Source organism: Tateyamaria sp. Alg231-49, from assembly GCF_900143535.1.
Classification (GTDB): domain Bacteria; phylum Pseudomonadota; class Alphaproteobacteria; order Rhodobacterales; family Rhodobacteraceae; genus Tateyamaria.
Map to the genome: position 1 here is coordinate 92,596 of NZ_FRFA01000005.1, position 20,603 is coordinate 113,198.

The 20,603-nt window shown below is 57.4% G+C and carries 24 protein-coding genes; 15 read left to right on the forward strand and 9 right to left on the reverse strand.

What is annotated here, in order from left to right; genetic code table 11:
* The first annotated feature begins 3 nt into the window (after nucleotides 1–3).
* The gene (locus DHN60_RS09410) at nucleotides 4–555 is read left to right on the forward strand and encodes a DoxX family membrane protein (RefSeq protein WP_108837044.1); all 552 of its coding nucleotides are present in this window, start codon (nucleotides 4–6) and stop codon (nucleotides 553–555) included.
* Here the strand turns inward: DHN60_RS09410 and DHN60_RS09415 are convergent.
* Nucleotides 552–869 (reverse strand): arsenate reductase family protein, encoded by a 318-nt coding sequence (locus DHN60_RS09415; RefSeq protein WP_108837045.1) that lies wholly within the window; start codon nucleotides 867–869, stop codon nucleotides 552–554. The genes DHN60_RS09410 and DHN60_RS09415 overlap by 4 nt on opposite strands.
* A gap of 192 nt (nucleotides 870–1,061) precedes the next feature.
* Between DHN60_RS09415 and DHN60_RS09420 the strand changes: the two genes are divergently transcribed.
* From DHN60_RS09420 to DHN60_RS09435, 3 genes are all read left to right on the forward strand, one after another.
* Entirely contained in the window at nucleotides 1,062–1,268 is a 207-nt protein-coding gene (locus DHN60_RS09420) for a cold-shock protein (RefSeq protein WP_108837046.1), read from the forward strand.
* Between the two features lie 994 nt (nucleotides 1,269–2,262).
* Complete coding sequence (locus tag DHN60_RS09430; RefSeq protein ID WP_108837048.1) at nucleotides 2,263–2,763, forward strand: hypothetical protein; 501 nt, start codon at nucleotides 2,263–2,265, stop codon at nucleotides 2,761–2,763.
* Nucleotides 2,760–3,326: a hypothetical protein gene (locus tag DHN60_RS09435; RefSeq protein ID WP_108837049.1), complete on the forward strand. Its 567-nt coding sequence runs from the start codon at nucleotides 2,760–2,762 to the stop codon at nucleotides 3,324–3,326. Before DHN60_RS09430 ends, DHN60_RS09435 begins: the two co-directional genes overlap by 4 nt.
* On the opposite strand, the gene thyX is transcribed toward DHN60_RS09435, so the two are convergent.
* Nucleotides 3,316–4,224 (reverse strand): FAD-dependent thymidylate synthase, encoded by a 909-nt coding sequence (gene thyX, locus DHN60_RS09440; RefSeq protein WP_108837050.1) that lies wholly within the window; start codon nucleotides 4,222–4,224, stop codon nucleotides 3,316–3,318. The genes DHN60_RS09435 and thyX overlap by 11 nt on opposite strands.
* Before the next feature lie 210 nt (nucleotides 4,225–4,434).
* Here thyX and DHN60_RS09445 point away from each other — a divergent pair, with 210 nt between their 5' ends.
* From DHN60_RS09445 to DHN60_RS09465, 5 genes are all read left to right on the forward strand, one after another.
* Nucleotides 4,435–5,418: a hypothetical protein gene (locus tag DHN60_RS09445; RefSeq protein WP_108837051.1), complete on the forward strand. Its 984-nt coding sequence runs from the start codon at nucleotides 4,435–4,437 to the stop codon at nucleotides 5,416–5,418.
* Between the two features lie 6 nt (nucleotides 5,419–5,424).
* Complete coding sequence (locus DHN60_RS09450) at nucleotides 5,425–6,807, forward strand: M48 family metallopeptidase (protein WP_108837052.1); 1,383 nt, start codon at nucleotides 5,425–5,427, stop codon at nucleotides 6,805–6,807.
* Between the two features lie 72 nt (nucleotides 6,808–6,879).
* Entirely contained in the window at nucleotides 6,880–7,308 is a 429-nt protein-coding gene (locus DHN60_RS09455; RefSeq protein ID WP_108837053.1) for a VOC family protein, read from the forward strand.
* A complete protein-coding gene (locus DHN60_RS09460; protein WP_108837054.1) occupies nucleotides 7,302–8,006 on the forward strand; it encodes a DUF1194 domain-containing protein in 705 nt (234 codons plus the stop codon). The genes DHN60_RS09455 and DHN60_RS09460 overlap by 7 nt, the downstream gene beginning before the upstream one ends.
* An 8-nt stretch (nucleotides 8,007–8,014) precedes the next feature.
* Nucleotides 8,015–8,743 carry a DUF1194 domain-containing protein gene (locus DHN60_RS09465; protein ID WP_306415989.1) on the forward strand — a complete coding sequence of 243 codons (729 nt, stop codon included), beginning with the start codon at nucleotides 8,015–8,017 and terminating at the stop codon, nucleotides 8,741–8,743.
* Here the strand turns inward: DHN60_RS09465 and DHN60_RS09470 are convergent.
* From DHN60_RS09470 to DHN60_RS09480, 3 genes are all read right to left on the reverse strand, one after another.
* Nucleotides 8,737–9,261 (reverse strand): MarR family winged helix-turn-helix transcriptional regulator, encoded by a 525-nt coding sequence (locus DHN60_RS09470; protein ID WP_108837056.1) that lies wholly within the window; start codon nucleotides 9,259–9,261, stop codon nucleotides 8,737–8,739. The two genes, DHN60_RS09465 and DHN60_RS09470, sit on opposite strands and share 7 nt — an antisense overlap.
* A 63-nt stretch (nucleotides 9,262–9,324) precedes the next feature.
* Nucleotides 9,325–9,609, reverse strand: a complete 285-nt coding sequence (locus DHN60_RS09475) for a succinate dehydrogenase assembly factor 2 (protein WP_108837057.1) — start codon at nucleotides 9,607–9,609, stop codon at nucleotides 9,325–9,327.
* Complete coding sequence (locus tag DHN60_RS09480; RefSeq protein ID WP_108837058.1) at nucleotides 9,602–10,000, reverse strand: helix-turn-helix transcriptional regulator; 399 nt, start codon at nucleotides 9,998–10,000, stop codon at nucleotides 9,602–9,604. Before DHN60_RS09480 ends, DHN60_RS09475 begins: the two co-directional genes overlap by 8 nt.
* A 107-nt stretch (nucleotides 10,001–10,107) precedes the next feature.
* Between DHN60_RS09480 and DHN60_RS09485 the strand changes: the two genes are divergently transcribed.
* Together DHN60_RS09485 and DHN60_RS09490 are read left to right on the forward strand one after the other, a co-directional pair.
* Nucleotides 10,108–11,310, forward strand: coding sequence for a pyridoxal phosphate-dependent aminotransferase (locus DHN60_RS09485; protein WP_108837059.1), 1,203 nt, complete (start codon nucleotides 10,108–10,110; stop codon nucleotides 11,308–11,310).
* Nucleotides 11,311–11,320: 10 nt separating this feature from the next.
* Complete coding sequence (locus tag DHN60_RS09490) at nucleotides 11,321–11,725, forward strand: hypothetical protein (RefSeq protein WP_108837060.1); 405 nt, start codon at nucleotides 11,321–11,323, stop codon at nucleotides 11,723–11,725.
* Nucleotides 11,726–11,764: 39 nt separating this feature from the next.
* Here DHN60_RS09490 and DHN60_RS09495 read toward each other — a convergent pair whose 3' ends face one another.
* The 3 genes from DHN60_RS09495 to DHN60_RS09505 all read right to left on the reverse strand — a co-directional run bounded on the left by DHN60_RS09495 (nucleotide 11,765) and on the right by DHN60_RS09505 (nucleotide 14,792).
* Nucleotides 11,765–13,153: an MATE family efflux transporter gene (locus tag DHN60_RS09495; RefSeq protein WP_234423588.1), complete on the reverse strand. Its 1,389-nt coding sequence runs from the start codon at nucleotides 13,151–13,153 to the stop codon at nucleotides 11,765–11,767.
* Between the two features lie 80 nt (nucleotides 13,154–13,233).
* Complete coding sequence (locus DHN60_RS09500; protein WP_108837061.1) at nucleotides 13,234–14,169, reverse strand: nickel/cobalt transporter; 936 nt, start codon at nucleotides 14,167–14,169, stop codon at nucleotides 13,234–13,236.
* Nucleotides 14,157–14,792, reverse strand: a complete 636-nt coding sequence (locus DHN60_RS09505) for a DUF1007 family protein (RefSeq protein WP_108837280.1) — start codon at nucleotides 14,790–14,792, stop codon at nucleotides 14,157–14,159. The genes DHN60_RS09500 and DHN60_RS09505 overlap by 13 nt, the downstream gene beginning before the upstream one ends.
* Nucleotides 14,793–14,979: 187 nt before the next feature.
* Here DHN60_RS09505 and DHN60_RS09510 point away from each other — a divergent pair, with 187 nt between their 5' ends.
* The 4 genes from DHN60_RS09510 to DHN60_RS09525 all read left to right on the forward strand — a co-directional run bounded on the left by DHN60_RS09510 (nucleotide 14,980) and on the right by DHN60_RS09525 (nucleotide 19,989).
* On the forward strand, nucleotides 14,980–16,269 hold the full coding sequence (locus DHN60_RS09510) for a dienelactone hydrolase (protein ID WP_108837062.1): 1,290 nt from the start codon (nucleotides 14,980–14,982) through the stop codon (nucleotides 16,267–16,269).
* Entirely contained in the window at nucleotides 16,269–17,129 is an 861-nt protein-coding gene (locus DHN60_RS09515) for an alpha/beta fold hydrolase (RefSeq protein WP_108837281.1), read from the forward strand. The genes DHN60_RS09510 and DHN60_RS09515 overlap by 1 nt, the downstream gene beginning before the upstream one ends.
* Nucleotides 17,130–17,192: 63 nt before the next feature.
* On the forward strand, nucleotides 17,193–17,852 hold the full coding sequence (locus DHN60_RS09520) for a hypothetical protein (protein WP_159089162.1): 660 nt from the start codon (nucleotides 17,193–17,195) through the stop codon (nucleotides 17,850–17,852).
* 181 nt (nucleotides 17,853–18,033) lie between these two features.
* A complete protein-coding gene (locus DHN60_RS09525) occupies nucleotides 18,034–19,989 on the forward strand; it encodes a DNA topoisomerase IV subunit B (protein ID WP_108837064.1) in 1,956 nt (651 codons plus the stop codon).
* A gap of 5 nt (nucleotides 19,990–19,994) precedes the next feature.
* Here DHN60_RS09525 and DHN60_RS09530 read toward each other — a convergent pair whose 3' ends face one another.
* Nucleotides 19,995–20,522, reverse strand: a complete 528-nt coding sequence (locus DHN60_RS09530) for a hypothetical protein (RefSeq protein WP_108837065.1) — start codon at nucleotides 20,520–20,522, stop codon at nucleotides 19,995–19,997.
* Nucleotides 20,523–20,603: the final 81 nt, after the last annotated feature.

Genomic DNA, 20,603 nt, shown 5'->3' on the forward strand with positions numbered 1-20,603 from the left:
CAAATGACTGCCCTTACGCGCTTTTATATCGCCCTGTTCGCCCCGCTAGAGCGGGCTGAATGGATCCTTCCCACCCTCGCGCGGTTCCTGTTTGCAGCCGTTCTGGCGGTGTATTTCTGGGTGTCTGGCCTGACCAAGGTTGGCGACGGCCTGTTTGGCATCTTTCAACCCTCGCTTGGGGCCTATGCGCAAATCTTTCCCAAGGTGATGGAGAACGTGGGCTATGACGTCACGCAACTGAGCTTCTATCACTGGGCAGTGGTGACCGCAGGCACCGTGGCTGAATTCGTCCTGCCCCTGTTGATCATCATCGGGCTACTGACGCGACTGGCGTCAGTGGGGATGATCGGGTTTATCGTGGTGCAGTCGCTCACCGACCTTAACGGGCACGACAAATTGGGCGACGGGCTGGTGCTTGGGGCATGGTTTGATGCGCCCTCAGGCAGCCTGATCATGGACCAACGCGCATTGTGGGTATTCTTGCTGCTGGTGCTGGTGATCAAGGGGGCCGGCCCACTGTCCTTTGACAGGGCCCTCACCCCGCGCGAGGTTTAACCAACGCCAAGGGCGTCCTGAACGTCCTTGGTCCACCCCAGATGCAGCGCATCGCCGTCAGCAATCAGCGGGCGTTTCATCAAGGCCGGATGGGTTTTGAGAAGGTCCGCCGGATCAACCGCTCGCTCTGCCTCGGACAAACCACGCCACGTGGTGGACCGGGTGTTAAGAAGGGCATCCCCAAAAGCCGCCCGTGCCGCCGCCATCACAGGCTCTGGTACGCCCTCGCTGCGCACGTCGACAAAGCGCGCCTCAGGCAGGGCCTTGATCGCCTTGCGGCAGGTGTCGCAGGTTTTCAAACCGTATATTTCCATAACCATCCATCACTTTTTCGTTGAATTAAGCAGCACTGCCCCTGCTTTGCACCCCCCCCACCTTGATTTTCAAGATCAAAGGGCGAACTGATGAAGTGTGCACCGGTTGTTCTAAGTACGAACAGGCAAACGGGTGTACAAACGGACCCCGCATGCGCGGGACTGACTGCAAGGCAAAAGGAGGCACGGACCATGCCAACTGGCACCGTGAAGTGGTTCAACACCACAAAAGGCTACGGATTTATCGCCCCTGACGATGGCGGGAAAGATATTTTTGTGCACATTTCAGCTGTAGAACGCTCTGGGCTTACGGGTCTGGCTGACAATCAAAAAGTCAGTTTTGAGATGCTCGAAGGGCGCGACGGACGGGAAATGGCGGGCGATCTCAAGCTGCTTTGAGACGTCGCGTTAAAGCCACTGTCACTGATCAAAGGCAGGCGACCTCGCCTCTGGCGGGGTTGTTTCTGTGCGTGCAGACCTGCTCCGTTTGTTCAGCGCCGCGTGGGGTGAGCGCCGGTGCGCGCAGCAACAAACGATCCCCCGGATCGTTTGAGGCGATCACGGGCGGAGTCAGCGTTACCGCAGGTGGCGCGTCGCCCGGCAATGTATCGCGCAGCGATGCATAAGAGGGCCGGGTGATGCAGAGCGTAGAGCCGTGCCAGCGCCGGGCCGCGGGATGGCGCAGCGACCGTCTTGCTTCAGCGATTTATGGTTGTGATGGTAGCGTGATGGGTCAGCGGAGTGCTGGCGGAGACGTAGCGCCGCCCCGGGGGGCGGGTCGGCGCTGGCACGGCGGCCTTTGGCCTTGATTCCGTGCATTTAGCAACACCTCATCTAAAGCAATTAATAATCAGCTAAAACAATTAACAACTTGTCAAATTGTACTACTAGAAATATCAAAGAATCAATCACAGCTATTTGCGCGGTACAGGATATGACGCTTTCGAATAAAGAACGCTGGATAATCATTGGAAAGCTCTTTGCTTCTGCCCCAAAAAACAATAAATCAGCCCCAGATGAGTTGTTTATCGATATCGACTTCTCGGATGTTATTAAGGACATCTTCGAGACAAACTTTACCATTGAAAGCAAGTATGCTGGTGAAACCAAAATACTTGGGGTTCTAGACTATAGAACTACTAACAACGGCTAAACTGCTTTGCTTTATTTCGCCGATACTGCGATCCCTCCATCATCATTTCTAAATATGGCGACAAAGGAAATTAGAACAGAGGATAAAGCACAAGAGGAGGCCGGCGCCTACTCAGGACATTTAGTAGTTGAAAATAGTGAACAGCCCAGCAATGCGATATTCGGTTTGGAAAGTGTACCAGGAGTAAGCATCTCATCTTTTAAAGCGCTTATAACGGCAAAACTGAAATAAAATCCAATAGTGCGCACGTATATTGGTGCAAAGAACCCGAAACGAAAGGAAAAGAAAACTAGAGCCGTTCCTAGGATTTATGGGCATGAAGCGCAAAGCATTCGTAAAGCGTTGGAAGAAGGGCAATTTGAAGAGATTGAGTATCGCCTCGAGTATAACGAACCCTCTAACAGAATGGAGGCTCCAGATGTGAAAAAAGCGGTAGAGAGCGCTAAATGGAAAATTAACAAGAAGGTCGACTTTAGTTCAGTTGAAGCATTGATCAACAAAGCCCTCTCACACACATTCGGAGGAGAGGATGAAGGAGAACCCCGTTATTTCATCACAGTGAAAACGCCGGAGGACCAAACAAAGACGACAGAATTTATGCAAGTGGAGAGCCCGCTCGAAAAGGCATTTGTTAAGCGAGAGAAGGTATCGGGCTTTTCTTCCGCCTTGCCACAATGGTATGGACAACATCATGATGAAATGGTGCCAAAAATCATTAGCAAGCTGCATCACAGAAGATGAAAGCACCTAGAGCGTTTGCAAACTTAACTCTGTTGACGTCTGGTTTGACTTTTTTGACCTTAGTTGGAAAGGATATTCGGTACTTTCAATGGTGGTACCCGCTGGCTTTGGCCGTTGCTCTAACAGCAAAGCGAGCACTGGAAACGACCAACAACACATCCGCCACTTTAGTGTCGTCGAGTTTCGTGTCCGACGTCTCGTCTGCGGGTTTCGTGTTGATCGGCTTTTTTCTAGCGGCTTTGTCTGCAGTCGTTGCCTTTCCCGGAAGGGCCCTTGACGATACGATTCAAGGGGCCGGAGTGTTTCACAGAGCAGAAATAGTTACGCGCAGAAAAATGCTTGCCGCTCTCTTTGGGTATTGCATTTTGCTATCTGCGTTTTTGATTTCACCGAATGGAGTTTTTGACCTTTTTCAAATCTTACTTAATAGCATATCATACCTAACATCATATGTTTGGGTACTGGATTGGGCGCAGTATTTTGGGTTTATGTTCATTTCTTGCTCACTTGTCGTTTCCAGCCTCTTAGGTTTGCATTATCTTGTGAACTACTTCAGCGATTAATAACCCCCATAAACTCCCGCCACTCACCTTTACTCATGCCGGAATTCTCCTGCGTCACCTCTTCACCCTTCAACATCCGCTGAACACACGCAATAGCTGTAGCGGACAAAGTTGCTCCACCCATGCGGTAGTCTTCAAAAGCTGCGTAAGACGCAGGCACCCAATCCTTCACCATTTCGCAGATCGCGTCGGCATAGACCCGGATTTCGTACTGCGCATGGGCATCCGCGCGCAGGCGCAGGAAGTGGAAGAGGTTGTGTAAATCCACCTTCCAGTACCATTGGGTGTAGATGTTGGCGGGCAGGTTCATGCGGGCAAGCTCTCGGGCCAGACCCGCCTGGCCCTCGTCCGAGATCATGGATTCGTAGTTGTCATAGGCGCGGTTGCTGTCCGCCTTGAGGATTTCGAGCACGCGGGCGGCCTCGGCCCCTTCCAGAACGGCGCCGCGCCCCTGATTGTTCACCACGGATTGCGCGGCGAGTGCGTCGGGTTCGGGGATGTAGAATTCTCGGTCAAGGATCGAGTAGCGCGCCGAGTATTCGTTGACGTTGGCGGTGCGGTGGCGGATCCACTGGCGCGCAACAAAGACGGGCAGTTTGACGTGCAGCTTGATCTCGCACATCTCGAACGGGGTCGAGTGCCAGTGACGCATGAGATAGCGGATCAGGCCCGCGTCGTTCTGAACAGACTTCGTGCCTTTGCCGTAAGATACGCGGGCGGCCTGACAGATGGCGGCATCGTCCCCCATATAGTCGATGACGCGGACAAAGCCGTGATCAAGCACGGGGTGGGCGTGATAGAGATGCGCCTCCATTCCGGGCACGGTGGCGCGCAAGGTCGGTTGCGGGTTGGAGCGCAGGGCGTCGATTTCGGCAAGCTGTTCGGGGGTCAGCGGCATTGTGCGGCTCCTTTATCCACAGAATCTATCAGACGTTCACTTTATCTGGTGTATGGGGATCAGTGAACCACTATATGAGGGTGCGCTTTGTGCAACGGTTCTGGGTGAGGTCTGCGGCCTACCTTTAAGAATTCGTTGACTTTTGACCGATTGAGGCAGAGTCTGGCACTCAAAGAGGCATAAAAATAAACCGCAAAAGGTTTGACAGGTATGAAACGGACAGCAGCACTATGCGCGCTCGCCCTTGGGCTGGTCGCATGCGGGGATGGCAATCCATTCACTGAAGACGAAGTGGGTACCACCACGCCGCCCACCACCACGACGCCGTCTGAGGTGCCCGCATCGATCCTGAACGATCTGGACCGCATCAGTTTCAACGCGGATACCAATACGCTGACGGTCTCGGGCCTGACGCAGGATGGTGTGCCGCTGGTCAATGATTACACGGCGCTGGCGACCACACTCGCCCCCGGATATGTCACCTTTACCGGTCAGAACGACCCGCTGGGGCGTCACGCAACTGCCTTTGTGGCCAGCCGCGATGGTGTGCAGGCCGGTGTTGTTATGACAGGCGGTCAGTTCAACAAGTTCTTTGGTGGCTCGTTCTTTGAACGTACGTCGGGAGGCTATACGCCCCCAACTACCCCGGCCAGCCGGTTTGACGTGACCTATGTGGGCAACTATGCCGCCGGATTGAACTTTCCCGGTCCTGAAACGGATTTGCTGCCGATCACCGGCCCGCTTGACCCGAACGTGAGCCGTCCCCAACAGACCGCTTACATCACCGGGTTGATGTTTGTGAACGTCGATCTCAACGACATGCAGGTTGAGGGTGAAATATATAACCGGACCGCTGTTTTTAACCCTTCTCTGACATTGACGTCGGATCTGCCAGATTTGCCGGACTTGGTGTTGGTAGAAGGCGCGTTGGCTGGTGACGGGACGTTCAGCGGAAACATCGAAATTGATGCCTCCGATACCAACAGCGGGGTCCCGAGCAATCCGGTTGGCGATGATGTCGGCGATTTTGCAGGAGTCATCGGTGGCCCCGGCGGAAACGCGATCGCTGGTGGCACGTTCATTGAGAACTTTACCGAAGACCTCGACAACGAGATCGAGTACGGCGTCTTTGTTCTGGACCTGTGTGACGCCAGCAGCGCCGATCCGGTCTGTGTCAACGCCCTTCAGCCTTAAACGGCAATGAAACGCGCGCTTCTGGCAGCCGCACTTGCGCTTTGGGCAAGTGTGGCTGTCTCTCAGGACGTCAAACCCTTGGCGGGGGCGACCTTTAACCTCAACCAGGCCCGCAGTGTCGCCCGCGCAGCACTTCATGCAGGCGATTTCGAGCTGGCGCGCCAGATCGCGATGGGCTTGCTTCAGGCGGATTCGGAAGACCCCTTTGCCTATGCCGTTCTGGCGGCGGCCCATTCCCGGCTGAACGATCCGAAGCTGGCACGGGCCGCGGCGCGCCTGTCCTATCGGTATTCGGACTCCGACGCAGAAAAGTTTGGCGCCGCCCGCACGGCCGCAAGTGTCGCAGCGGCCCAGGACCGGCCCACCCAATCACAAGCGTGGTTGCGCATTGCCGCGACCCATGCAGACACACCGCAGCAGGACAAGCTGGTGGCACGCGAATATGCCCGGGCCCGCGCCGCCAACCCGCTGCGTTTTGACATCAACTTCTCCATTGCGCCGTCCGACAACGTTAACAGCGGCACGGACAACGTGCTTGAGGTCATCAACGGCGTGCCGACCTTGGGGTTTTTCCGCGGCAGTTCTCGCGCCTTGTCCGGCACGGTCGCGGTCTTTGATGCGCGGCTGCGCTACCGTCTGAGGTCAAATCAGGCGTCGCGGACGGACGCCACGGCACGGTTTTACACGCGGCGCGTAGATCTGTCGGGCGAGGCCAAAGCCATCGCGCCCGATGTCTCCAACAGCGACTTTGGATCTACCTACACAGAACTGGGTTTACAACACCGGTTCAAACTGGGTGCGCCCGGCAACGCGATGGGTGTGGGGGCAGCTCTTGGCGCAAGCTGGGTTGGCGGGGAACGTTCTTATGACTTTGCCAAGGCGAACATACGACGCGATATCCGCCTGACAGGTCGCAGCCGTCTGTCGCTGACTGGGGTTGCAGAACGGCGGCTCTCAACGATCACGTCCCTGCTGGACGCAAGTGTCGTGACGCTTGGAGCAAATTTTGGCCACAAACTGACCGGTGGAGACCGTTTCAACATCGGGCTGACAGTGCAGAATGTCACGGGCGACAACATCAACGCCGATTATCAAACAGCCAGCTTGCAGGCCCGCTACACCTTTGGCAAACCCGTGGGCCCGGTTCAGATCACGACAGGTCTGACCGTGGGCTATACCGACTATAATGTGTACACGTTGGTCAGACCGGTTGAAGGCGGACGGCAGGACCAGTCCATCTACGGAGATATCTCGCTGTTTTTTGCCGATTATGATGTGGCCGGATTTGCACCGACATTGCAGTTGCGTACGGGGCAGCGTTCGTCAAACGTGAACCGGTTCGAGATCAGCGAAACGACAATCACGTTCGGCATTCAATCAAAGTTTTGAGAGGCGCTGGCCCTGCCGGTGCGACGTGTTAGGTTAGGTCTCACAACCTGACAAACACAGAAAGCGGCACACATGCCCACGAAATACCTGCACACGATGGTTCGGGTCAAAGACCTCGATGCCTCCATCGCCTTTTACAAACTGCTGGGATTGGAAGAGACCCGGCGCTACGACAGCGAAAACGGTCGCTTCACTCTATTGTTCATGGCCCCGCCGGATCAGCCAGAGTGCCCCGTGGAATTGACTTACAACTGGGATGGCGACGACGGCCTGCCCAGCGACAGTCGCCATTTTGGTCACCTCGCCTACCGCGTCGACAATATTTACGAGATGTGTCAGCACCTTATGGACAATGGTGTCACGATCAACCGACCACCCCGCGATGGGCATATGGCCTTTGTGCGCTCACCGGACAACGTCTCGATCGAGTTGCTGCAGGACGGCGATGATCTGCCCCCAGCAGAGCCTTGGGCCAGCATGGGCAACACAGGTCATTGGTAAGGGCCGCCGCCCTATTGGCCGTGCTTTTGGGCGCGGCCTCGCCTGCGGCGGCATGTCGGCTGGCTTTGTTGCTGGCGCTCGACGTGTCGTCGTCAGTCGATGCAGACGAAGATCGGCTGCAACGGGGCGGACTGGTGGCTGCGTTGACGTCACAGCAAGTGCGCGCGGCTTTTTTTGCTGTCGATGCACCCGTGGCGCTGGCTGTTTATGAATGGTCGGGCCGTTATAATCAGGAGGTTGTGCTGGAGTGGACCTTGATCGACTCACCCGCAGCCCTTTTGTCAGCGGCAGAAACGATTGCCGCGAGCGAGCGCAGTCACAATGAATTTCCCACCGCCATGGGCTACGCGCTGGGATATGGGGCCGAAATGCTGCGCCGCGCGCCCAACTGCCTTTATCAAACCATCGATATGGCCGGCGACGGTCAAAACAACGAAGGGTTTGGACCCCGGCTGGCCTATAAGGAATTCGCGTTTCAAGACGTCACCGTAAACGGATTGGTGGTGAACGCCGCTGAATTCACCTCGGAAACGCAGTTGATCGATTTTTACCGCAACGAGGTTTTGAAGGGGCCCGGCGCCTTCATGGAAGTCGCGCAAGGGTTTGAGGATTACGAGCGCGCCATGCGCCGCAAGCTGGAGCGGGAGTTGACCCCTCCGGTGATCGGCGCCCTGCCCGACCCACGGCAAGCAGGATGAGGGGCCTGGTGCTTGCCCTCGCGCTCGGCCTGTCGAGCACGGTGAGCGAAGCAGCGTGTCGGCAGGCGTTGGCCCTTGGCCTTGATGTGTCAGGCTCTGTCGATGCTCGGGAATACCGGTTACAAATGGATGGGCTGGCGGCTGCACTCGACAGCGCCAAGGTGCGTCAGGCGTTGATGATCATGCCGGACACACCCGTCTATCTGTTGGTTTACGAATGGAGCGGGCCGGAAGATCCCACTGTTGTACTGCCCTGGACAGCCGTAACAGGGCCGCAGGTGCTAAACGGGATCATCGGGCAGCTGCGCAGCCTTGAGCGGCGTAACGCGACCCCGGGGACTGCATTGGGTTTGGCCATGCGCGAAGGCGTTTCGCATTTAAATGAGCGTAAAGAATGCTGGAAACTGACACTGGATTTGTCAGGGGATGGCAAGTCGAACCTTGGTCCGCGCCCCGTCGACATCAAGCGAGAAATTGAACCCACCGGGATCACTATAAATGCGTTGGTCATCGGGGCAGATGCCCCTAGCATCGGCGACATCAGGCAGGCAGAAATCTCTGGTCTTTCAGCCTATTTCCACAAAGAGGTGATTGTGGGGTCTGAAAGTTTCGTCGAAACCGCGCTGGGATTTGAAGATTACGCGGCTGCCATGGCGCGCAAGCTAGAGCGCGAATTGGAAACGTTGATCCTTGGGGCCAGCCCAAATGCGGCGCTGCCCCGCGTTCCCGGTCAGTAGATATAGCGGATCTGATCCGTCCAATATCGTTCCATCCGTTTGAGAGATGCGGTGATCTCGACAATACCTTCCGGACCAAGCACGCCTTTGGCTTGCAGCCCATCGGCGTGGCGCAGAAACAGTTCCGAAACCACATCGCGGATTTTGCGCCCATTTTCAGTCAGTTTCACCCGAACAGAGCGTCGGTCAATTTCGCACCGCTGGTGGTGCATATACCCCATCTCCACCAGCTTCTTGAGGTTATAGCTGACGTTCGAGCCCTGATAGTAACCGCGGCTTTTCAATTCGCCCGCGGTGACCTCGTTGTCGCCGATGTTAAACAAAAGCAGGGCTTGTACCGCATTGATCTCAAACACGCCGACACGTTCGAATTCGTCCTTGATCACATCCAGCAAGAGCCTGTGAAGCCGTTCGACCAGCGATAAAGCTTCGAGATAGCCAATCATAAAGCTCGCGTCGTTGCGCGGTGATGTATCTGCCAGCTCTTTGCGCTGTCCGATAGGATCTTGAATACTCATCCGCGTTCTCCGAACTCATGTCTGCTCAGGGACAGAACATGCGCGCGATTCGGAAATATTCAGTTAAACGTCGAAATCGCTCGGTTTTTTGCCCTGAAACGTCTTCGATATGTCTTTGATCAGCGCCGCCAGCTCTTCGGGCGCCGGTTCTTGTCCAGTCACCCAGCGGATCAGATCCTGATCGTTTTCGTTCAAGAGCGCGTCATATGTATCCAACTGCGCGTCATTCATGCCCTCCAGATGCGCGCCCGCGTAGGCAGACAGGATCAGGTCCATCTCCTTGATCCCACGCCGCATCGACCGCATGTGCAACCGCTTGAGACGGTGGGTCCGTGGCTCTTCACTCATTTACTGGAACGTCCAGCGTGGCGCGCAGCCGTTTTTCCAACCGCCCAACTTGTTCGGCCCTCATGAGCATGTCAGCGCGCAAATCACGCAGTTCTGTCAGGATGTTGCGGGTTTCATCTGTCATTGGGCTTGTATCAACCGGGCCAGCAAGCCCTTCGCCTTCTCCGTTGATCAGCCACATCATCGATACGTTGAGTAATCCCGCCATCATCGATAGGCGGTTGGCGCGCGGCTCGCTCAGGTCGTCTTCCCACGCGCGCATGGTCGCAACGCGCACGCCCAGCCGCTTGGCCAATTCTTTCTGCGTCATGCCTGCCGCTTCGCGTGCCGCAGCGACGCGATCCCCAAAGGTTGCCGCATCCGCGCTGTACCAATCCAGTGCATCATCCATGACGATTTTCCTTGTCTGACTGCGGAAGGGGTTGCCTAGCGCTTGCCCGCATCGGGTCGCGCGCATATGACAGGCCGCGACACCCTTTTAGCGAGGCACGAGCCCAGATGACATTCCTTTCCGCGACGCTTGACCGCGTCAAACCGTCCCCCACCATCGCCGTGACCACAAAAGCAGCGGAATTAAAGGCGGCGGGGCGTGATGTGATCGGCCTTGGCGCAGGCGAGCCGGATTTTGACACGCCCCAGTCGATCAAGGATGCCGCAGTCGTCGCCATCGCGCTTGGCAAAACCAAATACACAGCCGTGGACGGCATTCCGGAGCTGAAATCAGCCATCGTCGACAAGTTCAAGCGTGACAACAATCTGGACTACACCACCGCTCAGGTAACCGTCGGCACCGGGGGCAAGCAGGTCCTTTACAACGCGCTTATGGCCACCCTGAACCCGGGCGACGAAGTGATTGTCCCGGCGCCCTACTGGGTAAGTTACCCCGACATGGCGTTACTGGCCGGGGGTACGCCGGTGACCGTGTCCTGCGGGATCGAGAGCGCGTTCAAAATGACCCCTGAACAGCTTGAGGCCGCGATCACCCCCAAGACCAAATGGCTGATCTTCAACTCTCCTTCGAACCCCACAGGGGCGGGCTATAGCCACGATGAACTCAAGGGGCTGACTGATGTGCTGATGCGCCACCCACATGTTTGGGTGATGACGGACGATATGTACGAACATCTGGCCTATGACGGTTTCCAATTCCGCACCCCTGCCGAAGTGGAACCAGGGCTTTATGATCGCACGTTGACGGTGAACGGCGTCTCCAAGGCCTACTCGATGACAGGCTGGCGTATTGGCTATGCCGCGGGACCCGAAGCGTTGATCAAGGCGATGCGCAAGGTACAGTCGCAATCTACGTCCAACCCCTGTTCGATCAGCCAATGGGCGGCGGTCGAGGCATTGAACGGGCCTCAGGATTTCCTGGCCCCGAACAACGAAATGTTCGTGCGCCGCCGCAATCTGGTGGTTGAGATGCTGAACGCAATCGAAGGCATGGAATGCCCGGTGCCCGAAGGCGCTTTCTACGTTTACCCATCGCTCAAGGGTCTGATTGGCAAGACAAGTGCCGGCGGGGCTTTGATCACGGATGATGAGGCTTTCGCCACAGCCCTTCTCGAGGAAACGGGTGTCGCGGTCGTTTTTGGTGCGGCATTCGGGGTATCGCCGAATTTCCGTGTCAGCTACGCTACCTCTGACGAGGCACTGAAAGAGGCCTGCACCCGCATCCAGACCTTCTGTGCGGGACTGACATAAGCGAGGGCACATGGGCACCGAACTCCCTGACTATTACTTTCGCGTGCGCGAGAATGGGGCGGCGGTATTTCGTGTGGACACCGAAAACCGCCAGCGCCGGATCGAAATGGACCAGATCGCGGTGATCAACATCCGCAATGGAGAGGTCAAACCGCACGGGGATCGCGCGTTGACGGATGCGGACCTTGCGCGGATCGAGGCGTGGATGGCCGAGCGCGCGGATGTGCTGGCGCATCGCGACATCGACGACATTCACCGTGCGGTGGATTATCTGAACCTCACCACCCAATGGGCGCAGTCACGCGCGAGCGAAGAACAACTGGAGGACGTGACGGACGCGCTTCTTTTGGCGATGCACGACCTGCGCTCGGTTCTGGTGCGCAAAAAGGCCGACAGGCTGACCTCTGGAAAATAACGCCTTTGGGGCGGCGGGCGTGGCGTCTTTCCGGCTCCGTCAGGAGACGGGAACAGCGTCGGTCCCGTCGCCAGCGGCCAGTCTCGGCACCATGACATACCAATACCGATACATCAGCGCCGCGCCCGCACAGGCCAGTCCAATCACAAGACCCAACCAGATACCAACGCCTTCCCAGCCCGTCACATAGCCCAAAATGTAAGATGTCGGCATCCCGATCCCCCAATAGGAGATCGCCGCCAGCACCATCGGCACCTTGGCATCCTGCACCCCGCGCAACAGGCCAAGGGCCACGACCTGTGCCCCGTCCATCAGTTGGAACAGGGCTGCAAGCGCCAGTAAGACCACCCCAATGGCCACCACTTCTGCACGCGCCTCTTGGTTTGCATCCATAAAGATGCCTATCAACGCCTCGGGCACGGTCAGGAACACGATGATGGTGGCAAGCGCCATCGCGAGGCTGAGCACGATAACAGTCCGCGCACCGCGCTTCATGTGGTTTAGGTCATGCCGCCCATAGGCATTGCCCGCCCGAATGGTGGCCACATTGCCCAGTCCGAGATGCACCATGAAGGTGATCGCGGCCAGTTGCAGCGCGATCCCATGCGCCGCCAGCGCCACATTGCCAAACCACCCCATCATGAAAGCCGTCGCGGCAAACAACCCGCTTTCAGACAAACTGGTCAGTCCGATCGGCCAACCCAGACGAAACACCCGGCCCAGCATGTCAAAGTCAGGTCTCCAAAGCCGCACTAGGATGCCATGCTCTGGCAGAGCCCAAAGCGCGTAAGCGATGATCCCAATGAGCGAGACGATCTGTGTCGCCACCGACGCAATCGCTGCGCCCTCGATCCCCAACTCCGGTGCGCCCCAATTGCCAAAGATAAAGGCGTAGTTGGCCAATCCGTTTGTCAGGGCTGACAATAGAGTGATCCAAAGCACGATCTGGGTGCGCTCAAGCGCGGCCAGATAGCTTTTGAACGTCATCACGATCAGGGCCGGAAACAGCCCCCAGCCCGCGATTTTGAGATAGGCCGCACCATCCGCGGCGACCTGTGCGCTTTGGCCTGTGGCCAGTAACAGCGTCTCGGACCAGATCATCGCCGGCAGTGCACAGACCGCAAAGCCGGTACTGAGCCATAGCCCCATGCGCGTAGCGCGGCGCAAGGAAATCTCGTCTCCTTCGGCATCGAAGGAGGCAACCATGGGCATCACCGCCCATGCAAAGCCTGATCCCATCAGGAACAGCACAAAAAACAGCGAACCAGCTGTCGTCATCGCGGCCAGAGCTTCGATACTGTAACGGCCCAACATGATGGTATCGGTCAAGCCAATGGCGATCTGACCAAGGTGCCCGCCGATCAACGGCAGACCAAGGACAGCCACCGCGCGGGCGTGTCCGGCATATGACATGTGCGAAAGGGCCATAGATTTTCCTTACGCCTGCTTTCAGGGCAAGGAAAGCCTTCAAATAGTCCATATTAATCCCGAGGCCGCGTGCGGCTCGATCAGAGGAGCGGCAGGGCCAGCGCGGTGGCCACAAGCGCGATCAGGCCTCCGGCGACGACTTCGATGAGGGCCATGGCACGCACTGTCCCCTCGCCGCTGAAGCCGGATAGCACAGATGTCCGCGCACTTACCGCAGCGATCGCGACCAGTATAGTCACGCTGGCTGTGCCCAGCCCCATGACCAGTGCCCCAGCGATGCCCGCCCATGGAATCCCAAGCGCAAAACATAAGATCAACAGGAAAACAGCACCAGTACAGGGACGGATGGCGATGGAAAACACGATGGCAGCGGCATCGCGCCACGATGTTACGGCTTCAACCTGTTCCACAGTCGGGGCGTGGGCATGTCCGCATGTTTCGCAATTTCCGTCGGCATCAATGCTATGGGCATGCGCGTGGCCGTGAGAATGGTCATGGGCGTGGTCATGTGAGTGAACCGCAAACGTAGAATACGCACGCCGCGCCCCGCGTATCAGCAGCCACGCGCCAACCAGTGCAATGGCAATAAAACTGGCGGGGGCAAGAATTTTATCGGCGGCATCTGTCATCTGCGTGCGGCTCCACCCCAGCACAAGGGCCCCTGCCCCAACCAACAGGATGGCCGCCAGTGCCTGTGCCAGTGAAGACGCAAGTGCGAGGCCAGAAAGCCGCCATGCCGTCACCCGGGCGGCAGCGCCATAACCACCGATCACCAGCTTGCCGTGCCCCGGACCGACAGCGTGAAAAAAACCATAGGCCGCGCAGAGCCCCATCAAGGTCGCCCAGGCGCCTGCCTCGCCCGCGCGCACCGCGCGCAGGCCCTGGGCCAGTGCATTTTGCGTTTCGCGTTGTTGACCGTTGGCCCAGCGGGAAAGATCCGCCATTCCGCCAAATCCAAACAGCCACAGCAAAACACCCGCCGCGGCCAGAACCACGCCGATCCTCAAGAATCGCATGACAGCATCACCGTATCCGCAAAGGATTCGCCCACTTCGGGATAGTAATCGGTCGCCTGATCTTCGGGCGTGGCATAAAGCAGTTCTTCGAGGCTGGTATAGGCGGCGTCGAGGTCTGCAGCTTCTATGCTCGCCGTACACGGGCCTTCGACGTCGACCTGCCCCACGAGCGCGTAGGCGGTATAAAACGTGGGATCAAACACCTTGATCTCAAGACCCGCCGCAGGCGCTTCGGCGGCGCGGAAGTGGGTTGTGATGATGCGCCCGCCCTCAACCCGTGTGCCGCGAGACTCGGGTGCTCCAAGCGCAACGGGTACGCCATTTTGGCGGGCGTAACTGTCCCCTTCATATCCCTCTATCCATTCCAGATCGAAGCCGTCCAGACGCGCAATTTCGTCATCGCGCAACCGGCCATCGCCATCCGAATCCATCCCCAGATCAGCAAAGATCAGGAGGGAATAAAAATCGTCATAGGCCCATTCCACCTCAAGCCCTTTGAAGGTGCCATCTGCATCAACAACGGCCCGCAATGTTGTGTCGATAAACACGTGCGGATGCGCCTGACCGGCGATCGGGATGAATACTAGGCAAAAGGCCAGCCAAGGGGCGCGTAAAATGAACATGAAACAGATGTAGCGGTGCACTTGAGCCGCCTCAACCCCATGGTGAACAAAACTGAGTGGCGGCACGGCAATGTCATGTGCGGTCGATATCTCTTGATCCAACGCCGCGCTCTGTCACAATGTTTCTCGTAATGAGGGAATGTTCCAGCGCACTGTGCCGTTGGACAAGCCGTAAAGGAAGAAGACCATGACTCTCCGCCCTGTCTCTGCCATCGCCACTCTGGCCACCGCCATGACGACTGCAGCGCTGGCCAATCCCATTGATCAGGTCCGCCCCGACGCGCCAGCGCTCGCGCCCTATGGCATGTTTGCCATCGGTGTGCAGACCCTGACAGCTACCATACCGGACAGTATCGACGTGCTGGGCATAGAGGGCGAAAACGTGCCGCGCTACGATCGCCCACTGACATTAGAGGTTTGGTATCCTGCAGAACTCGGCACGGTGCAGGGCGGCAGTTATACCGCCAAGCTGCGTGATGGGGTGACGGAGGTGACGCTGACGGGGCGTGCCGCGCGCGATGCGGTGCCTGCCAGTGGCGCGCAGTTTCCGCTGATCGTGATCAGCCACGGCTATCCGGGGAACCGCTACCTGATGAGCCATCTGGGCGAAAACCTCGCCTCCAAGGGCTATGTGGCGGTGTCCATTGATCACACCGACAGCACCTATTCCGATCAGGGGGCGTTCGGATCAACGTTACTAAACCGCCCGCTCGATCAGGCGTTTGTGGTGGATCACATGGCCAACTTGGACGGACCGTTGGGCGATATCGTGGACGCCGAGAACACTGGCGTCATCGGCTATTCCATGGGGGGCTACGGCGCTCTGATCTTCGGAGGGGCTGGCGTAACCCAAGCCTCGACCGAGTTGAGCTGGGGGACGCCCAACGGGTTGCTCGAACAGCATCTGGCCGGGTCTGACAGCCATGAGGCGCTGATGGATCCACGCATCAAGGCGGTGATCGCCATCGGCCCCTGGGGCAACAATGCCGGGTTCTGGGACACGGATGGTCTGGCCGGGTTGCGCGTGCCTCTGATGCTGATGGCGGGCAGCGATGATGACGTGTCAGTCTACGGAGCGATGCGCGGTATCTTTGAGGGCGCCGTCGGAACGGATCGGCATCTGCTGACCTTTGACTATGCCAACCACAACGCCGCCGCACCGATGCCCGCACCTGCCGAAAGCTGGGAGCCGTCTGAGGTGCTCGATTTTCCGCCCTTTGAGCACTACGCCGATGCGGTCTGGGATACGACACGCATGAACAATATCGCTCAGCACTTTGCGACCGCCTTTATGGATCTGCATGTGAAGGGAAAGACCGACATGGCCGACTATCTGGCGCTGACCCCGAATGCAGGAGATGGGGTTGTCGCACTTGACGACGATGGGGACCCGACTGAAGATCACTCCTATTGGACAGGCTTTGCACCGCGCACCGCCAAAGGGTTGCGGTTCGAGTCAAAGGAAAAAGGCGAATGATGCGCGTTACCGAAAAGGAATTGAACGGGCATACCTTTACCGTGCGCGAATGGGGGGTCGAGGGACTGCCCAAGATGCTGCTGTTGCACGGGTTTCCTGAATACGGCGGGGCATGGAACGATCTGGCGTTGCTTTTGTCGGACCGGTTTCACTGCATCGCACCGGACCAGCGCGGCTATGGCGCAAGCTATGCTCCGCAAGAAGTAGAAGCCTATGCCATGGAGGCGTTGGTTGGCGATATGGCCGCCCTGATCGGTTCGGAGCCGGTTATCGTCATGGGGCATGACTGGGGGTCGGCGGTGGCTTACGGGCTGGCGATGTTCCGCCCCGATCTGGTCAGCCATCTGATCGTAGCAAACGGCGTGCACCCAATCGTGTTTCAGCGCGCCATTGCTGCCGGGGGCGCGCAGTCAGAGGCCTCGCAATACATCAACAAGCTGCGCAATCCAAAATCGGACGCGGTGCTGGAGGCTGATGATTTTTCCCGCCTCATGGACATGTTTTCGTCGCACATGGATACATCATGGCTGACGGGCGATGTGCTGGAGGCGCAAAAGACCGCGTGGCGGCGATCGGGCCTGCGCGGCATGATCAACTGGTATCGCGCGTCACCTCTGGCTGTGGCCGACCCCGGCGTGCCGATCGATCTGCCCGACATGCCATTGGAGCGGTTCATGGTCTACTGCCCACACCTGCTGATCTGGGGCGAAGGCGACACCGCCCTGCTGCCCGAAGCCAACGCCGGGCTGGAGGAATTCGTGCCCGACCTCACTCGTGTGTCGATCCCGGATGGAGATCATTGGGTGCTGCATCAGCACCCAAAGCGCGTGGCCGGCCTTATCCGGGATTGGTTGGGTTAACCTTACTTTTCAGGTCAGCGTTTTCGCGTCATAGTGGCAATTATTCAAAACGGATACATTGCCATGACCCATAGTTACGACATCAAACTGGCCGCACAGATGGCCGAAGCCTCTTATGCCGGGCGCGCCAACCCTTCGCTCGCAACGGCCATTCGCCACGAATTGAATCAGGACGACGTACAAGCACAGTTCCTGAAGGGTGATATCCTGCTGATACCGGGATCGAACTCGGTGGCGGACTACCTCAAGTTCAACCTGCGGGTCCTGAACATCGGGGGAAAGCGATACCGGCTGAACGACGCGCATACTGAAACCGGAGCGTCGGGAACCGTCTGGCATCAGGGATTTCTGCGACACGCACAGATGATCTATGCATGGCTGGAGCGGGAAAAGCTGAGACCCAAGTACATCATCGGACATTCACTGGGCGCTGCAGCCACACAAATCCTTGTACGCACATATGGCGTGCCCGGCATCGGATTTGCCTCACCGCGCCCAAGGCGTAACCGCGGGGCAATCAAGCATTCTAAACTGTGCCTGTGTATCAATCGGGACGATGACAAGGTGTGCGATCTGCCGCCATCGTTCTTCCATATGGGTCATGTCCATAAGGCACGCGCACGGCGGTCCGTCTTTGGCCAGGATCACAGCATGAAACACTACCGCAAAGTGGTTGAGGAACAGCAGGTGGCGGGTGTTCTGGGCAAACGCTGGCCGGGATAGAGCCTCTTCATTTTCGTGACATTGGAAGTGCCCCTCGCCGGCTACGGTCCACACAACACCTACTCGGGGGACTGAGCGCGCCTGTTTGTGTGTACGGTGCCAATATCCAAGGCGCTAACCCCTTCCCCCCAAATAGACGGTCTGCCATACTCTGCTCAATTAACAAAAAAGAGCAGCTGCCATGACCGACTTGTTAAGCGGGGCCGCGAAAGCCTCGGACTATGATGCCTCCTCCATTCAGGTGCTGGAGGACATGGAACACGTGCGCCTGCGCCCGGGCATGTATATCGGGGGCAAGGACGACCGCGCCCTGCACCATATGGTCGCCGAGATCATCGACAACTCCATGGACGAAGCCGTCGCAGGTCACGCCACTTGGATCGAAGTCGAGTTGCACGAAAACGGGCATGTGTCCGTGCGCGACAACGGGCGGGGCATTCCGACCGATCCACACCCCAAGGACCCGTCCAAATCCGCATTGGAAATTATCTTTTGCACGCTGAATGCGGGGGGCAAGTTTTCGGGCGACAGCTATGAGACGTCTGGCGGTCTGCATGGCGTCGGCTCCTCCGTCGTAAATGCCCTGTCCGACCACCTGCGAGTCGAAGTGGCACGCAATCGCGAACTTTACGCGATGGAATTTTCCCGTGGCCTGCCACAGGGCAAGCTGGAAAAGGTGGGATCCGCCCCAAACCGGCGCGGCACGGCCGTCACGTTCCACCCGGATGCGGAAATCTTTGGCTCTCTCACCCTCAAACCTGCGCGGCTGTTCAAGATGGCGCGGTCCAAGGCCTACTTGTTCTCTGGTGTCGAAATACGCTGGAAAACGGCCATTCAGGATGGCGAGACGCCGACCGAGGCGACGTTCCATTTTCCGGGCGGTCTTGCCGACTATCTGAACGAAGTGATGGCCGGGGCGACCACTTACGCTGATGCCCCATTCGCAGGATCTGTGTCCTTTGAAAAATTCAAGGTGCCGGGCAAGGTGGAATGGGCGATCAACTGGACGCCTGCGCGTGACGGGTTCATTCAATCCTACTGTAACACCGTCCCCACGCCCGAAGGTGGCACGCACGAGGCCGGGTTCTGGGCCGCGATCCTCAAGGGCATCAAGGCCTATGGCGAGTTGGTGAACAACCGCAAGGCCTCCACCATCACCCGCGAGGATTTGATCACTGGGGCGGGTGCGCTTGTGTCCTGTTTCATCCGTGAACCTGAATTCGTGGGTCAGACTAAGGACCGGCTGGCCACCGTCGATGCCCAGCGGATGGTCGAGAATTCCGTGCGCGATCACTTTGACAACTGGCTGGCGGCGGATACGAAATCCGCAGGCGCGATCCTCGATTTTCTGGTGCTTCGGGCCGAAGAGCGCCTGCGCAGACGGCAAGAAAAAGAAACGGCGCGCAAGACGGCAACGCAAAAACTGCGCCTGCCCGGCAAGTTGACCGATTGTTCCAACAAGTCCCGCGAAGGCACCGAATTGTTCATCGTCGAAGGTGACAGCGCCGGGGGGTCGGCCAAGATGGCGCGCGACCGCAAGACCCAAGCGCTGCTGCCTCTGCGCGGCAAGATTTTGAACGTCCTCGGGGCGGCCTCAAGCAAACTGGGGTCCAACGCTGAAATTTCGGACCTAAGCCAAGCGCTTGGCGTGGGTCTGGGGGCCAAATTCAACGTCGACGATCTGCGCTATGACAAAGTCATCATCATGACCGATGCGGATGTGGACGGCGCGCACATCGCGGCTCTGCTCATGACGTTCTTTTTCACCCAGATGCGGCCGATGATCGATGCCGGGCACCTGTATCTCGCCTGCCCGCCGCTGTTCCGCCTGACCCAAGGGGCCAAGCGGGTTTATTGTCTGGACGAGGTCGAAAAAAACGCGCTGATGGAGAGCGGTTTGGGTGGCAAGGGCAAGATCGACGTGTCCCGATTCAAGGGACTGGGCGAGATGGACGCCAAGGACCTCAAAGACACCACCATGAACCCCGCAACGCGCAAGCTGATCCGCGTGTCGATTGACGATGATGAACCCGGAGAGACGGGCGATCTGGTCGAGCGTCTGATGGGCAAGAAGCCGGAGATGCGGTTTCAGTACATTCAGGAGAACGCACGGTTTGTGGAGGAGTTGGATGTTTGAGAAGGTTACTTCTTCCAGTCAAACTCCAAATCAACTCGAATTTTGAACGGCTTTAGCACACCCGCATTCTGCAAATCTTTTGCTGTATTGCCAAGTTTCCGCAAAAATTTACCATAAGTTGTTTTTACTTTGGCATTTTTCGATTTTTTGAAGTCAAATTTGTCAAACAGATATCCCTTGAATACGAAACCATCCTTGGTTCTGTCGATATCGCCAAAAAGTGTTGCCTCAAGAAAGGCCGCATGAAGGTGTTTGGTAGAACGAAATTTTATTGATGCCTTTATGCAAGCTGGGGCGGTGAACTCCTTAATCTTTTTCTGAAACTCCAGGGATTTATATATGCTCTTCGCGACGGAGGAAGACTTCCCATATTGTAGATCCTTTTTTCCTAGAGCCGCGTGCTTTACAAACACAGCTGGCGTTCCGATTGCTTCAAGGTCAGCAATCACCCCATCAAAAGCTTTTTCAAGATCATCGATAGAAGTACCAATTTTGCTTAACGCATTCGAATTGGCTTTTATTTTCTTAGCCATGAACAATCCATACGGTTAGAGAACGCCACCGGCCAAATTATCAGCAGCCAACAAGCGAGTCGTTTTGATCCAATAGCCTAG

Excerpts from the sequence above, each read along its gene's own strand:
- DHN60_RS09470 (WP_108837056.1), bottom strand. The coding sequence starts at position 9,261 with ATGAGTATTCAAGATCCTATCGGACAGCGCAAAGAGCTGGCAGATACA.
- DHN60_RS09505 (WP_108837280.1), bottom strand. The coding sequence starts at position 14,792 with ATGTTCATTTTACGCGCCCCTTGGCTGGCCTTTTGCCTAGTATTCATC.
- thyX (WP_108837050.1), bottom strand. The coding sequence starts at position 4,224 with ATGCCGCTGACCCCCGAACAGCTTGCCGAAATCGACGCCCTGCGCTCC.
- DHN60_RS09500 (WP_108837061.1), bottom strand. The coding sequence starts at position 14,169 with ATGCGATTCTTGAGGATCGGCGTGGTTCTGGCCGCGGCGGGTGTTTTG.
- DHN60_RS09530 (WP_108837065.1), bottom strand. The coding sequence starts at position 20,522 with ATGGCTAAGAAAATAAAAGCCAATTCGAATGCGTTAAGCAAAATTGGT.
- DHN60_RS09410 (WP_108837044.1), top strand. The coding sequence starts at position 4 with ATGACTGCCCTTACGCGCTTTTATATCGCCCTGTTCGCCCCGCTAGAG.
- DHN60_RS09415 (WP_108837045.1), bottom strand. The coding sequence starts at position 869 with ATGGAAATATACGGTTTGAAAACCTGCGACACCTGCCGCAAGGCGATC.
- DHN60_RS09525 (WP_108837064.1), top strand. The coding sequence starts at position 18,034 with ATGACCGACTTGTTAAGCGGGGCCGCGAAAGCCTCGGACTATGATGCC.
- DHN60_RS09485 (WP_108837059.1), top strand. The coding sequence starts at position 10,108 with ATGACATTCCTTTCCGCGACGCTTGACCGCGTCAAACCGTCCCCCACC.
- DHN60_RS09455 (WP_108837053.1), top strand. The coding sequence starts at position 6,880 with ATGCCCACGAAATACCTGCACACGATGGTTCGGGTCAAAGACCTCGAT.
- DHN60_RS09420 (WP_108837046.1), top strand. The coding sequence starts at position 1,062 with ATGCCAACTGGCACCGTGAAGTGGTTCAACACCACAAAAGGCTACGGA.
- DHN60_RS09450 (WP_108837052.1), top strand. The coding sequence starts at position 5,425 with ATGAAACGCGCGCTTCTGGCAGCCGCACTTGCGCTTTGGGCAAGTGTG.
- DHN60_RS09510 (WP_108837062.1), top strand. The coding sequence starts at position 14,980 with ATGACTCTCCGCCCTGTCTCTGCCATCGCCACTCTGGCCACCGCCATG.
- DHN60_RS09495 (WP_234423588.1), bottom strand. The coding sequence starts at position 13,153 with ATGGCCCTTTCGCACATGTCATATGCCGGACACGCCCGCGCGGTGGCT.
- DHN60_RS09445 (WP_108837051.1), top strand. The coding sequence starts at position 4,435 with ATGAAACGGACAGCAGCACTATGCGCGCTCGCCCTTGGGCTGGTCGCA.
- DHN60_RS09475 (WP_108837057.1), bottom strand. The coding sequence starts at position 9,609 with ATGAGTGAAGAGCCACGGACCCACCGTCTCAAGCGGTTGCACATGCGG.
- DHN60_RS09520 (WP_159089162.1), top strand. The coding sequence starts at position 17,193 with ATGACCCATAGTTACGACATCAAACTGGCCGCACAGATGGCCGAAGCC.
- DHN60_RS09480 (WP_108837058.1), bottom strand. The coding sequence starts at position 10,000 with ATGGATGATGCACTGGATTGGTACAGCGCGGATGCGGCAACCTTTGGG.
- DHN60_RS09490 (WP_108837060.1), top strand. The coding sequence starts at position 11,321 with ATGGGCACCGAACTCCCTGACTATTACTTTCGCGTGCGCGAGAATGGG.
- DHN60_RS09515 (WP_108837281.1), top strand. The coding sequence starts at position 16,269 with ATGCGCGTTACCGAAAAGGAATTGAACGGGCATACCTTTACCGTGCGC.
- DHN60_RS09435 (WP_108837049.1), top strand. The coding sequence starts at position 2,760 with ATGAAAGCACCTAGAGCGTTTGCAAACTTAACTCTGTTGACGTCTGGT.